Here is a 13,378-nt window from a genome sequence, read left to right as displayed (position 1 = left end):
CAGCCCGCGAAGCGTCTTCCCATGCGCATCGAACCGGCCTAAGACCGGCCCATGCGGATCATCTTCATGGGCACGCCGGATTTCGCCGTTCCGGCGCTGCTGTCTATCGCCAAGGCCGGGCACGACATCGTGGCGGTGTATACGCAGCCGCCACGGCCCGCCGGCCGCGGCATGACTGTGCGGAACTCGCCGGTGCACCAGGAAGCCGAGGCCCTCGGGCTGCCAGTGCGGGTGCCGGAAAGTCTCAAGAGCCCTGCCGAGCAGAAGCGCTTCGCCGCGCTCGAAGCGGACGCCGCCGTTGTCGTCGCCTATGGGCTCATCCTGCCGGCGATGGTTCTGAACGGCACGCGGCGCGGCGTATTCAACATCCACGCCTCGCTGCTGCCCCGCTGGCGCGGAGCCGCGCCGATCAATCGCGCGATCATGGCAGGCGATGCAGAATCCGGCGTCTCCATCATGCGCGTCACGCAAGGCCTCGACGAGGGCCCTGTCTGCCTCATGGACCGCCTCGCGATTGGCCCCGACATGACGGCGGGCGAGTTGCACGACGCGCTTTCGGATCTCGGCGCCGAGCTGATGGTGGAAGTGCTCGCTTCGCTCGGTGAGGGCAAGCTTCACTGCGTGGAGCAGGACGGCAACCTTGCGACCTATGCGGCCAAGCTCAGCAACGAAGAGACCCGCATCGATTGGGCGCGGCCCGCGCAAGAGGTGCACAATCACATTCGCGGCCTGTCGCCCTATCCCGGCGCCTGGTTCCAGATCGTCCAGAACGGCAAGGCCGAGCGCGTGAAGGTCCAGGGGTCGACGCTGGAGACGGGACGCGGCGCCCCCGGTACGCTTCTGGACGACCGCCTCACGGTCGCATGCGCCGACGGTGCGGTGCGCCTCACCCGGGTGCAGCGTGCCGGCAAGAAGCCCATGCTGGCTGACGCCTTCTTGCGCGGCGTCGACCTGCCGCCCGGCAGCACGCTGCTTTAGGCGGGCGCGAGACCATGCCCCGCTACAAACTCCTTCTGGAATACGACGGCACGCCGTTCGTGGGCTGGCAGCTGCAGGACGGGCAGATGTCCGTTCAGGGGCGGCTCGCGCAAGCGGTCGAAGCCTTCTCCGGCGAGGCGGCGATACCACGCGGGGCAGGGCGCACCGACGCGGGCGTTCACGCGACTGGGCAGGTTGCCCATCTCGATCTCGAAAAGGACTGGGAGCCGGCACGGGTGCGCGATGCTCTCAACGCGCAGGTGCGCCCGGACCCAATCGCTGTCCTGTCGTGCGAGAAGGTGGCCGAGAGTTTCGATGCACGCTTCTCGGCCAAGGCGAGACACTATCTGTATCGCATCGTCGATCGCCGGCCGCCGTTGGCACTGGAGAAGGACCGGGCCTGGGGCGTATTCAAGCCGCTCGACGCCGAGGCCATGCACGCGGCTGCGCAGGCCCTTCTCGGCCATCACGACTTCACGACCTTCCGCTCCTCGGAGTGCCAGGCGCCTCGCCCGAGAAGACGTTTGGACCGTCTGGATGTGTCGCGGCATGGCGAGATCATCCGGGTCGAGGCCTCGGCGCGCTCGTTCCTGCATAACCAAGTGCGCTCCATGGTCGGCTCGCTGAAATGCGTCGGCGAAGGACGCTGGACGGCGGGCGACCTGAAAGCGGCCCTGGAAGCACGCGACCGGGCGGCCTGCGGTCCCGTGGCGCCGGCCTGCGGCCTTTACCTGGTCAAGGTCGACTATTAAGCCTGGATGAGCGCCCGAGCGGGCGAAGGGGACACATCCATGATCAGGCGCATTGCCACGGTCGGCGGGCTGACGCTCGTATCGCGCCTCTCGGGGTTCATTCGCGACGTGGTGATGGCCGCCATCCTTGGCGCCGGACCCGTCGCCGATGCCTTCTTCGTCGCCTTCCGCCTGCCCAACCATTTCCGCGCCATCTTCGCGGAAGGCGCGTTCGCGGCGGCTTTCGTGCCCGCCTATGCCCACACGCTGGAGAAAGCGGGTCTCCCTGCGGCCAAGCTCTTCGCGGATCAGGTGGGGGCCGCGCTCATTGCCATCAACCTCGTCTTGCTGGCGATCGCGCTTCTGTTCACGGCGGACGTGGTGATGCTGCTGGCGCCTGGCCTGTCCGACGATCCTCAGCGCTTCGATCTCGCCGTCGCGCTCACGCGCATCACCTTTCCCTATCTCGCACTCGTCTCGCTGGAGACGCTGTTTGCTGGCATCCTCAATGCCAATAACCGCTTCGCCTCCGCCGCCGGCGCTTCCATTCTGCTCAACGTCTCGCTGATCGCCACGCTGGCACTCGCGCCCTATTTCGAAAGTGCGGGCCACGCCGCCGCCTGGGGCGTGCTGATCGCCGGCTTCGCGATGGTGCTCCTCGTCGGTGGCGACGCGGAAATGCACGGCTATGGCATCCGCCTGCGCATACCCAAGCTCGACGAGCCGACGCGGCGGTTCCTGAAGGCGCTGGGCCCCGCGATCATTGGGGCGGGCGGCGTGCAGCTCGCGCTCTTCGCCGATACGGTCATCGCATCCTTCCTCCCAACCGGCGCGTTGTCGGCGCTCTACTACGCCGACCGCATCAACCAGCTTCCCATCGGTGTCGTCGGCATTGCCGTGGGCACCGTGCTGCTGCCGGAGATGTCGCGGCGCCTTGCGGCGGGCGATACGAAAGGCGCAGCCTCTGCCCAGGCGCGCGGTATCCAGCTAGCTCTACTGCTGACACTCCCCTGCGCGGCGGCGGCGATAGCCATCCCGGATCTCATCATGCGGGCGCTGTTCGCCCGCGGCGCCTTCACGAGCCAAGACGCGCTTTCCGCGGGTCATACGCTTGCCGCATATTCGCTCGGCCTCATTCCCTTCGTGCTGCTGCGGAGTTTCACCGCGCCCTTCTATGCGCGCGGCGACACGGCGACGCCCGTGAAGGCCGCACTGCTCGCCGCCGCGGTGAACATCGCGCTGAAGGTCGTGCTGATGGGCCCGCTGGCGCAGGTCGGCCTTGCGCTAGCGACCAGCATCGGAGCCTGGATCAATCTGGTCCTGCTCGCTGTCCTGGCGCGCCGGCAAGGCTTTGCCGTCTCGGGCGCAGCGATCGGCGGCCCCGTAACCAAACTCGCCGTGATCGGGATCGCCTTCGCCGTCGCGCTCTATTTCGGTGGCCTGGGGCTGGAGAACGCGCTGTCTTCGATGACCAAGTTCCGCGAAGAGACGATCCTCGGCGTGCTGGTCGTTGTCGGCGGCATCGTCTATTTCGCGGCCGTGTTCCTCGTTTTGGGGCGTCGTTGGTTCACAGGTCTCATGAAGGAGATCGAGCACGAGCCTCGCAGCCCGCGCCGATCAAGCCGGACCTATCGAAGATCCGACGGATGCGTCGGAAAGCCTCCCGGACTCCGAGCCGCCGCCCAGGATCTAGCGGGGCGCGTTTCGGCCTAAGCCATCTTCAGATCGACTAGCGTCACCGCGCCATCGTCGATGTCTTGTCCGAAGAAGATGGCGCCGATCCGCGCGAAGCGCTCCGGTGAATCCGTGGCGAAGAAGCGGACGCTGCGCGGCGTACCGCTATTTCCGGCTTGCAGCGTCGAGGTCGCCAGCGTCTCGGCGACAGCCGCCGCCGTGGTCTCCGCCGAATCCACGAGCGTGATGCCATCGCCCACATGGCGCTGTATGGCCGCTGCCAGGACCGGGAAATGGGTGCAGCCCAGCACCAGCGTGTCGGGTGCGTCGGCGCGCGCGAAGAGCGGCTCGAGATAGTCTTCCACCGCCGCCGTGGTGGCGCGCGTGTCCGCCCAGCCTTCCTCGGCCAGCGCAACGAAAACCTGACAGGCGAGTTGCCTCACTTGAGCCTCTGCCATGAGATGGTGGATGGCCCGCACGTAGGCGCCGCCTTTGACCGTGCTCTCGGTCGCCAGCACGGCGATGCGTTTGTTGCGCGTGGCCGCGACGCCCGCGCGGGCGCCCGGCTCGATCACGCCGATGACGGGTACGGGTGCTAGCGCCTCCTGCAGTGCTTCCAGCGCCACGGACGAGGCGGTGTTGCAAGCGATCACCACCATCTTCACGTCCTCGCCGAGGAGAAGATGCGTGGCCTGGAGTGCATAGGCACGCACGGTGTCCGGGCTCTTGGTGCCGTAGGGGAGGCGGGCGGTGTCGCCGAGATAGACGAAGTGCTCGTCCGGTAATCGAGCGGCCAGCGCCCGCAGCACCGTCAGTCCGCCCATCCCGGAATCGAAGACGCCGATAGGGCGCGGATCACCGGCCATTGTTGTCCTCAGAAGCACCGTCCCCGAACGTCTCGAAATAGCGCGCGATGAACCGGCGGTAGATCGCGGTCAGCGTTTCGAGGTCGGCAAGCGCGGCGTTCTCGTCCGTCTTGTGGATCGTCTCGGTCGTCAGTCCGAATTCCACGACAGGGCAATAATCCTTGATGAAGCGAGCATCGGATGTGCCGCCGCCCGTCGACAAGACCGGTGTCTTGCCGGTGAATTCGGTCACGGCCTCGCTGAGAAGTTCATCGAGCGCGCCCGGCGTCGTCACGAACACGTCCCCATGCGGTGCAAAATCCAACGCGAAGGTGAGTTCGGAATCCGCAAGCGCCGCGCCGATGCTGCCGCGAAGCATGGCCTTCAACGCTTCGGCCTCGTGGTTGTCGTTGAAGCGGATGTTGAAACGCGCTTCGGCCCGGGCCGGGATCACATTGGTGGCTGGATTGCCCACGTCGATGCTCGTCACTTCCAGATTCGAGGGCGAGAAATGCGTGCTGCCGGAGTCGAGGGGCGTCCCGTACAGCTTCGCGAGCGCCGTGACGATGCCCTTCACCGGATTGGCCGCAAGATGCGGGTAGGCCACATGGCCTTGTTGTCCGGTCACGGTGAGGTGCCCGGTGAGGCTCCCGCGCCGGCCGATCTTGATCATCTCGCCGAGAACGGCGGGGTTGGACGGCTCGCCCACGAGGCAATGATCGGGAACGAGCTTCGCTTCCTCCATCCAGGCCAAGACCTTCTTGGTGCCGTTGACCGCGGTGCCTTCTTCGTCGCCGGTGATCAGGAGACTGATCGTGCCCGGCAACTGGCCGCCGCGCTCGGCCACATAGTCGATCGCCGCCGCGGCGAAACAGGCGACCGCACCCTTCATGTCGGAGGCCCCGCGCCCAAAGAGCCGCCCATCGGCGATCGCGGCGGAAAAGGGCGCATGCCTCCACAGGCTCTCATCGCCGGGCGGAACTACGTCCGTATGGCCGGCGAAACACAGATGCGGTGCGCCGCTGCCGATATGCGCCACGAGATTGTCGACGTCCGCCGTCCCGTCCTCGCCGAAGGTCAGCCGGTCGCATGTAAAGCCCGCCGCCGCCAGCGGCCGGTCGAGCGCATCCAAGGCGCCTGCGTCCGCCGGCGTGACGCTCGGGCACCGGATCAAATCTTGCGCGATGGCGACCGCGTTCTCGGCGGGCGATGACATGACCTAAGTCCTTAGAATTGCGACGCGACCATAGCGGGCGCGGCTCACGAACATGACCGCGCGCGCTTCCTATGGCAAGCAGCGGGAAGGGCGGAAAAAGCGCAGTCTGCTTGATGAAGACCGCCTGTCGACTGCGTCGAAGGCTTCGACGGCTCTTAGGTCAGGGCTGCCAGCGGGTCGCCGCCATAGTGGTTGGAGCCGGGCGTTCCCTTGAGGATGCCGAGCTCGATCAGGAACCACAGGCCCACGCCGAGATTCACGAGAACGCAGAGCCAGCCGATAATGTTGAGCTGATCGCCTATGCCGGTCAGGCCCCAGCCGTCGAGAAGGCTCGCGACGAGGGACGGAACCAATCCGTACAGGGCCATCTTCCCGGGCTTGTCCCGGTCGTGGAAGCGCTTGGCGCACACGGCATAGGTGGGAAAGAACAAGGCCAGCGCGACGACCGTCGCCAAGAACCCGCCGAAGAAACCCGTTCCGAAGATCACTTCGATCAGCACCCCGAGAATGATGCTGATAATGCCGAGGATCACCACACCGGCCCACCATTTGGCCCGGTTGATGCGGCCCTCCAGCGACGTGAAGATGTACTGCAGATCCATTGTTTCCCCCATTGTCAGGCTCTGACGCAGGACTCACGTTTTAAGCCCGAATCGTGACATTGCGAAGGGCGCGAGTCGAATCGCAATCTGTCCAATCGGGTCCTTATGAACCGCAAGGCCGCTGGCCGGTCTTGGCCAAAGCCGCCAGACCGCTGTGTACTGCGCGCATTTCTAGTCGCGCAGCAACTCGTTGATGGACGTCTTTGAGCGGGTTTGCTCGTCGACGGTCTTCACGATCACCGCGCAATAGAGGGAAGGCCCAGGCGTTCCGTCCGGCAGCGGCTTGCCCGGCATGGAGCCGGACACGACGACCGAATAAGGCGGTACGCGGCCCTGGTGAACGAAGCCCGTGGCCCGGTCGATGATCTTGGTGGACTGGCCGATATAGACGCCCATGGACAGCACCGAGCCTTCGCCCACGATCACCCCTTCGGCCACTTCGGCGCGGGCGCCGATGAAGCAATTGTCCTCGATGATCACGGGATTGGCCTGCAACGGCTCAAGCACGCCGCCGATACCGGCGCCGCCGGACAGATGCACGTTCTTGCCGATCTGCGCGCACGATCCGACCGTCGCCCACGTATCGATCATGGAACCGCTATCCACATAGGCCCCAAGGTTGACGAAGGACGGCATCAGGACGACACCCGGCGCGATGAAGGCCGAGTGCCGCACGAGGCAGCCAGGAACCGCCCGGAATCCGGCTTCCTTGAAGTCCTTGGCCTTCCACTTCTCGAACTTCATGGGGACCTTGTCCCACCAGGAGGAATCGCCGGGGCCACCGTCCATCCGCTTCTGATCGTTCAGCTTGAACGAGAGCAGGATGGCCTTCTTGACCCATTGATTGACGATCCAGTCGCTGTCGACCTTCTCCGCGACCCGCAATTCGCCCTTGTCGAGCAGGCCCAGAACCTCCTCGACGCCGTCGCGCACCACGCCCTTCGTGTCCGAATTGATGTCGGACGCGTGCTCGAATGCGCCGTCGATGAAGTTCTTCAGATGATCGTGCGACATGGATTTCTCCCAAAACTCTACAGATTATTGTGTGTTGCGCTCTCCACCGGGCGTCTCGCCGGCAGGATCCTTGCGGCCTGCCGCGTGCTCCGCGAGCGAAGCGCCGATAGCAGCCACGAAAGGCGTGAGCGCCTCAGTGCGGTGATGAATGTGCTCAGGCAGCTCGGCCCAGTCTTCATGCGCGACATGTTCGGGCCGGCCCATCGCGCGGCAGTCGATCCAGATCGTGGTCATGCCGATCGCGTGCGCGGTCTCGAGATTGTGCGGCAGATCGTCGAATATCGCGGCCCGGCTGCTCTCGACGCCATGGGTGGCGACAAAGCGCTCGAAGGCCTCCCGCGACGGCTTGGGGTTCACGTATTCGAGGGCGTGGATATCGAAAATGTCCTCGAACAGGTCCCGCACGCCGAGCTTGGTGGTAACGCGTTCGGCGTGCTTGCGGCAGCCGTTCGTGAACACCAGCTTTCGCCCCGGCAGCGCCTCGATGGCGGCACCGAGCTCCGGTGACGGGTCGACCACGGCGAGGTCGATGTCGTGGACATAGTCGAGGAAGTCGTGCGGCTTGACGCCGTGGAGACGGATCAGGCCGGCCAGCGTCGTGCCGTGCTCGAAATAGTATTGCTTGCGCAGGGCGTGCGCGTCATCGAGCGACAGACCTAAGGTTTCGGCGATGAACGAGCCCATGCGGTGGTCGATCTGAGCGAAGAGATCGCACTCGGCCGGGTAGAGCGTGTTGTCGAGATCGAAGACCCAGGTCTCCACATGACCGAAGCCCCGCTTCGCGATCGTGTTTCCCTGAAGCTTGCTTGGCGCCGCATCCGTCATGGCTGCCTCGTGCGGTAGCCATGGGGGCGCCGCCGCTCGATCAGCGTACCGGCGCCATGCTCGGTGAAGAGCTCGAGCAGAACCGAATGAGGCACCTTGCCGTTGATGATGACCACGGCTTCCACGCCCTCCGAGATCACGTCGATGCAGCTCTCGATCTTGGGGATCATGCCGCCGGTGATCGTGCCGTCGGCGATCAGATTGAGCGCCTCCGACGTGGTCATGGACCGGACCAGGGCTCCGTCCTTGTCCAGAACGCCGTCCACGTCCGTGAGCAGCAGTAGACGCTTGGCCTTGAGTGCGACCGCGATGGCGGCCGCGAACGTGTCCGCATTGATATTCAGCGTCTCGCCGTCGGGACCGACGCCGATCGGGGCCACCACCGGGATCAGATCCGACTGAATGATCACGTCGATGATGTGGGGCTCGACGAGGCCCGGCTCGCCCACGAACCCAAGATCGAGGACCTTCTCGATATTGGATTCGGGATCCCGCACCCGCCGTTCGAGCTTCTTCGCCCGCATCAGATTGGCGTCCTTGCCGCAGATGCCGACGGCCTTACCGCCCTGATCGTTGATGGCGGAGACGATTTCTTTGTTCACGGAGCCCGCCAGGACCATCTCGACCACGTCGACCGTCTGCCGGTCCGTGACCCTGAGGCCGTCCTTGAACTCGGACTTGATGTTCAGGCGCTCCAGCAGCCGCCCGATCTGCGGGCCGCCGCCGTGCACCACCACGGGGTTCACGCCGGCCTGCTTCAGCAGCACCACGTCCCGCGCGAAATCCTTGGCCAATTCCGGATCGCCCATGGCGTGGCCGCCATATTTCACGACGACCGTCTCGCGGTCGTAGCGCTGCATATAGGGCAGGGCCTCGGAGAGGATCTTCGCCTTGGCGTGCACCGGGCCGAGCGCATCCGTCAGCGCGGCGCCGGTCGCGGCTGCATCAACGCCCGAAGGCGGAACCGTGGTGCCCGAAGGCGGATTTGACTTCGTATCTGTCACGGGTGCGCTTATAGCGGCGGAACGCCTTAGGGTTCAACGCCGTTCGATGTGAGGGCGGCGATCGTCGCCCTCAGTTCCGGGATGCCGACGCCTTCTTTGGCCGATGTCACAAGAAGATGGGGGAAGGCGGCGGGGTGTTTGGCGAGTTCCGCCTCCGTCTTGGCGATGACGGCCTCCAGCTCGCTTAGCTTCGGCTTGTCGGCCTTTGTCAGGACGCCTTGATAGGACACGGCGGACTCGTCCATGAGCTTCATCGTGTCCCGGTCGTTGGCTTTTAGGCCGTGGCGGGCCGAGCAGGAACACCCGCTACTCCCGGCGCCCTTCAGATAGTCCTCGATCAGCCGCGTCCATCCTTTCACGGCGGACCGGGAGACCTTGGCATAGCCGTAGCCCGGCATATCAACGAGATAGGCGCCGTCTGGTCCGTTGGCACCCAGCGTGAAGAAATTGAGCTCGCGCGTCCGGCCAGGGGTCACGGAGACCCGCGCCAGCGTCTTTCGGCCCGTCAGGGCATTGATGAGGCTCGATTTGCCCACGTTCGAGCGCCCGGCGAAGGCGATCTCGGGGCGGCCGTCAGCGGGCAGCCCGTCGACGGCCACCGCGCCCAGGACGAAGTCGCAAGGGCTGCGGAACAGGGCTTCGCCGCGCGCAAGCTCGCCTTCGGTGAATTCGAAATCGGTCATGGGTATGGAGTGCCCGGCTTCGCGGGCGACCTCAAGCGGAAAGCGCCGGCGTTTACGCCGGGCTTTCCCCGTCTGCTTCCTGGTCGGTCGCCTTGGGACCGCTCTTCTTGGCCGGCCGCTTGCGCGGTGCGCGCTTCTTCGGCGCGGCCTTCTTGGGTGCCGGGGCAGCAGCCTCGGCGCCATTGACGGCGTCTTCGGCGTCGCCCGCCTCTTCGTCGGCTTCGATCTGCTTGGCAGCCCGCTCCGCGCGCCGCGAGGCCTTGGCGCTGCGCTTCTCCTCGGCCGCCTCCCGCGCCGATTTCGCGTCGTCCGTGTCGTCCACGGGGTCCGCTTTCGGCTTCAGGCCGAGATTCTCAAGAAGCGGGATGTCCACGCCCTGACGCCACATGATGACCGATTGCTGCAGGATCGACAGGAAGTTGTTCCACGCCCAGTAGATCACGAGGCCCGACGGGAACGACGCGAGCATGTAGGTGAAGACAATCGGCATCCAGCCGAAGATTTTCTGCTGAATCGGATCCGGCGGCGCCGGGTTCAGCTTCATCTGGAACCACATGGTGATGCCCATGATGATCGGCCAGGCGCCGACCATGAGGAACATCGGCGGATCCCACGGAATAAGTCCGAAGAGATTGAAAACCGTCGTCGGGTCCGGCGCCGAAAGGTCCTTGATCCATCCGAAGAACGGCGCGTGCCGCATTTCGATGGTGACGAACAGTACCTTGTAGAGCGCGAAGAAGACGGGAATCTGCACGAGGATCGGCAAACAGCCCGAGGCCGGGTTCACCTTTTCCTTCTTGTACAGATCCATCATCGCCTGCTGCTGACGCATGCGATCGTCGCCGTAGCGCTCCTTGATTTTCTGCATCTCGGGCGCGAGCTTCTTCATCCGGCTCATCGACACATAGGATTTGTTCGCGAGCGGGAAGAGCACGAGCTTGATCAGCACGGTGACGATCAGGATCGATACGCCGAAATTGCCGACCAGCTTGTAGAAGTAGTCGAGTGCGTAGAAGAGCGGCCTGGTCAGGAAGTAGAACCAGCCCCAGTCGATCAGGAGGTCGAACTTGGGGATGTCGTAGGTCGCGGCATAGCCGTCCACCACATTCACTTCCTTGGCGCCGGCGAACACCTGCCCCGACAGGGCCACTGTCGCGCCCGGCGGCACGTCCATGGCCTGCATCAGGTAATCGGTCTGGAAGTGTTTGCGGCCGCCCTTGTCAGAGCCCTTGAACGTGGCGTCGAAGGGAATGCCTTGGGCCGGGATCACGGTCGTGGCCCAGTACTTGTCCGTGATGCCGAGCCAGCCGTTCTCGCTCTTGAAGGTCTGCGCTCCGTCTTCGAGCGCCGAGCTGTACTTGATCTCTTCGAGGCCGTCGTCGACGACGCCGATCAGACCCTCATGCAGAATGTAGAACCCTTGGACGTTGGGCAGTTCGTGCCGGGAAACGAGGCCGTAAGGGTAGATCGTCGCCTTCTCGGCCCCCGTGTTCGCCACCTTGTCGTCGATCGTGAACATGTACTTGTCGTCGACGGAAATGGTGCGCGTAAACGTCAGGCCCTCGCCGTTGTCGTAGGTGAGCGTAATCGGCGTATCGGGCGTGAGCTTTCCGTCGCCCTCGGCGGTCCAAAGCGTGTTGCCGGAGGGCAGCGGCATCTTGTTGCCGCTGTCGCCCACGTAGCCGCGCTCGGCATAATAGGCATGGGGGCCGCCGGCCGGAGACAGCAGGATCACTTGCGGGCTGTCGGGGTCGACCGTCACCCGGTAGTCCTTCAGTGTCAGATCGTCGATCCGGGCGCCCTTCAGCGAGATCGAGCCACGGACGCTCGGCGTTTCGATGGCGATGCGGGGCGAGGCGGCGAGCGCTTCCTGCCGGGTCATGCCGGTCGGGGCGCCCTCAGGCTGCGGAGCCTTGCTCGCGCTCGGGCGCGGCGCTTGGCCGGCCCCCGATGGGGCGGGCGTCGCCGGCTCGCCGGCCGTCTGAGTTTGCTCTGTCTGAGCGGCTTGCTGCTCCTCGGGCGGCTTCGTCGGCACGAAGAAGAACTGCCAGGCGAAAAGCACGGTCATCGACAGCACGATCGCTAGAATAAAATTGCGGTTGTTCTCGTCCATGTCGTCTTTGGGCCCGGTGGCTGTTGTCGTGCTCGTCTCGTCCGATCGGCGCTAGGCCGAAGGAGGTTTGCGGTGCCGTTTCCCCGAAGAGGGCTCGTGCACCTTGGTCAGCGCGCGCTGAAGATCCTTGATCACCTCGGTGAAGGGCCGTTGTACCGCGCCCCCGCGCGCGATCAACACATAATCATAGCCCTCGACGGCCTGGTCGGCGGCGGTCAGGCGCACGGCCTCCTTGAGTCGCCGCCGCGCACGGTTGCGCACCACGGCGCCTCCGAGGCGTTTCGTCGCGGTAAAACCAAAGCGGGCCAGTTCGGGGCTGTGTGCGGTGTCCGGCGCACGCCGCCTAGCCTGGAGCACGAGCGAAGGCGTCGCGAAGCGCGTTCCGCCCTTCACGAACACAAATTCAGACCGGGTTTTGAGGCGTCCGATGGCCGTCACCGGGGGTGAGGCGGTTTGACTCCGCCTAGGCTGACAAGCTCTTGCGGCCCTTGGCTCTCCGGCGCGCAATAACCTTGCGGCCGCCCTTGGTGGCCATACGCGCGCGAAAACCATGGCGGCGTTTGCGGACGAGCCGCGAGGGTTGATAAGTGCGTTTCACGGACTTTCTCCTGCCATCCGTCCACGCCGTTCACCAAAGGAACGGGGGCCTCGGAGGCGAAATGGTTCGGAGCGGCTTATAGGTGCGGCGGGCGGCCAAGTCAATCAATCGGAGGATATTTTGGCCCTGAGCGCCTCGAAAAGCAGCCCGGAATGGCGCCGGCGGGCCGAAATCCCTTCACAGACGCTGACGGAGCATCACAAGGCTGCGACAGGCCATTCCCCCAACCGTTCGGTAGGCCCTATCTATAGAAGGCCGGAAATCGGGGCGTCTTTGTCCCCCGGAAGGAGCCGGTCGATATGGAGCACGCAGAAAACATGGCTATGGGGGCTGCGAATTGGCTGAAACGGCTTTGGCCGCTGCTGCTGTTGGCGGCTGTCACTACGCTGGTCGTGGCCATGGGCTGGCATCGCTATCTGACGCTGGAACAGTTGGCGGCGAACCGCGAGAGCCTGCGGGCGCTGATGGACGACCACTACGTGCTCGCCCTGACGGCATTCACGGCCCTGTACGCTGTAACGGTTGCGCTCTCGATTCCAGGCGGCGTGGTCCTGACGGTCGCCGCCGGGTTCCTGTTCGGCTGGTTCCTCGGCGGCGTTCTGTCCGTGGTCGGAGCCACGATCGGTGCGACGGCCGTCTTTCTGGTCGCGCGCAGCGCCCTGCGGGACGTTCTGGTTGAGAAGGCCGGCCCCAAGTTGCAGCGCTTCGCCGATGGGTTTCGCGAAGACGCAACGAGCTATCTTCTCTTTCTCCGGCTGATCCCCGTGTTTCCGTTCTGGCTTGTGAATCTCGCGCCTGGGCTCTTGGGCGTGTCTTTCTGGACCTATGTCCTCACGACTTTTGTTGGCATTATCCCCGGCACGTTCGCGTTCGCGCTTGCCGGCAATGGGCTCGACAGCGTGTTCGATGCGCAGCAGGCGTCCTACGAATCCTGTCTTGCAAAGGCCGGTGAGGGCGGTCATGACTCCTGTGAGTTCGGGATTGATCCCGGCGCTCTGCTGACCACGGACGTTATCGTGGCGGTCGTGGCGCTGGGAGTGGTGGCGCTCATTCCAGTCGTGGCAAAAAAGCTAAGCCGCCGGACGGTATGATGGG

The 13,378-nt window shown here is 64.8% G+C and carries 14 protein-coding genes; 4 read left to right on the top strand and 10 right to left on the bottom strand.

The annotated features are described in order from the left end of the window. Nucleotides 1-51 precede the first annotated feature (51 nt). Genes fmt through murJ form a run of 3 tightly spaced genes read left to right on the top strand, consistent with a single transcriptional unit; the run spans nt 52 to nt 3,422 of the window. Nucleotides 52-978: a methionyl-tRNA formyltransferase gene (gene fmt, locus AUC70_RS04095; protein WP_069443726.1), complete on the top strand. Its 927-nt coding sequence runs from the start codon at nt 52-54 to the stop codon at nt 976-978. 14 nt (nt 979-992) lie between these two features. Beyond that, entirely contained in the window at nt 993-1,730 is a 738-nt protein-coding gene (truA, locus tag AUC70_RS04090) for a tRNA pseudouridine(38-40) synthase TruA (RefSeq protein WP_069443725.1), read from the top strand. A gap of 39 nt (nt 1,731-1,769) precedes the next feature. Beyond that, complete coding sequence (gene murJ / locus AUC70_RS04085; RefSeq protein ID WP_069443724.1) at nt 1,770-3,422, top strand: murein biosynthesis integral membrane protein MurJ; 1,653 nt, start codon at nt 1,770-1,772, stop codon at nt 3,420-3,422. Here murJ and murI read toward each other — a convergent pair. The 10 genes from murI to rpmH all read right to left on the bottom strand — a co-directional run bounded on the left by murI (nt 3,419) and on the right by rpmH (nt 12,283). Beyond that, on the bottom strand, nt 3,419-4,249 hold the full coding sequence (gene murI, locus AUC70_RS04080; RefSeq protein WP_069443723.1) for a glutamate racemase: 831 nt from the start codon (nt 4,247-4,249) through the stop codon (nt 3,419-3,421). The genes murJ and murI overlap by 4 nt on opposite strands. Next, nucleotides 4,239-5,444, bottom strand: coding sequence for a succinyl-diaminopimelate desuccinylase (dapE, locus tag AUC70_RS04075; RefSeq protein ID WP_069443722.1), 1,206 nt, complete (start codon nt 5,442-5,444; stop codon nt 4,239-4,241). The genes murI and dapE overlap by 11 nt, the downstream gene beginning before the upstream one ends. A gap of 155 nt (nt 5,445-5,599) precedes the next feature. Then, on the bottom strand, nt 5,600-6,046 hold the full coding sequence (locus AUC70_RS04070) for a DUF805 domain-containing protein (protein WP_069444119.1): 447 nt from the start codon (nt 6,044-6,046) through the stop codon (nt 5,600-5,602). Nucleotides 6,047-6,217: 171 nt separating this feature from the next. Continuing rightward, nucleotides 6,218-7,060: a 2,3,4,5-tetrahydropyridine-2,6-dicarboxylate N-succinyltransferase gene (gene dapD / locus AUC70_RS04065; RefSeq protein ID WP_069443721.1), complete on the bottom strand. Its 843-nt coding sequence runs from the start codon at nt 7,058-7,060 to the stop codon at nt 6,218-6,220. Nucleotides 7,061-7,084: 24 nt separating this feature from the next. Beyond that, a complete protein-coding gene (locus AUC70_RS04060; RefSeq protein ID WP_069443720.1) occupies nt 7,085-7,885 on the bottom strand; it encodes a pyrimidine 5'-nucleotidase in 801 nt (266 codons plus the stop codon). Next, nucleotides 7,882-8,745, bottom strand: coding sequence for an acetylglutamate kinase (gene argB, locus AUC70_RS04055; protein ID WP_193427308.1), 864 nt, complete (start codon nt 8,743-8,745; stop codon nt 7,882-7,884). Before argB ends, AUC70_RS04060 begins: the two co-directional genes overlap by 4 nt. Nucleotides 8,746-8,915: 170 nt before the next feature. Continuing rightward, a complete protein-coding gene (gene yihA / locus AUC70_RS04050; RefSeq protein ID WP_069443719.1) occupies nt 8,916-9,572 on the bottom strand; it encodes a ribosome biogenesis GTP-binding protein YihA/YsxC in 657 nt (218 codons plus the stop codon). Between the two features lie 52 nt (nt 9,573-9,624). After that, on the bottom strand, nt 9,625-11,685 hold the full coding sequence (yidC, locus tag AUC70_RS04045) for a membrane protein insertase YidC (RefSeq protein ID WP_069443718.1): 2,061 nt from the start codon (nt 11,683-11,685) through the stop codon (nt 9,625-9,627). Between the two features lie 51 nt (nt 11,686-11,736). Further along, nucleotides 11,737-12,123 carry a ribonuclease P protein component gene (gene rnpA, locus AUC70_RS04040; RefSeq protein WP_108681800.1) on the bottom strand — a complete coding sequence of 129 codons (387 nt, stop codon included), beginning with the start codon at nt 12,121-12,123 and terminating at the stop codon, nt 11,737-11,739. A 25-nt stretch (nt 12,124-12,148) separates the two neighbouring features. Further along, nucleotides 12,149-12,283 (bottom strand): 50S ribosomal protein L34, encoded by a 135-nt coding sequence (gene rpmH / locus AUC70_RS16080; protein WP_082025450.1) that lies wholly within the window; start codon nt 12,281-12,283, stop codon nt 12,149-12,151. 299 nt (nt 12,284-12,582) lie between these two features. Here rpmH and AUC70_RS04035 point away from each other — a divergent pair, with 299 nt between their 5' ends. Continuing rightward, nucleotides 12,583-13,374 (top strand): TVP38/TMEM64 family protein, encoded by a 792-nt coding sequence (locus tag AUC70_RS04035; RefSeq protein WP_069443716.1) that lies wholly within the window; start codon nt 12,583-12,585, stop codon nt 13,372-13,374. The last annotated feature ends 4 nt before the right edge of the window (nt 13,375-13,378 follow it).

This window comes from Methyloceanibacter stevinii, from assembly GCF_001723355.1.
Lineage (GTDB): Bacteria > Pseudomonadota > Alphaproteobacteria > Rhizobiales > Methyloligellaceae > Methyloceanibacter > Methyloceanibacter stevinii.
The sequence above is the reverse complement of the archived record's forward strand: the minus strand, read 5'-3'. Positions and strand labels throughout refer to the sequence as shown.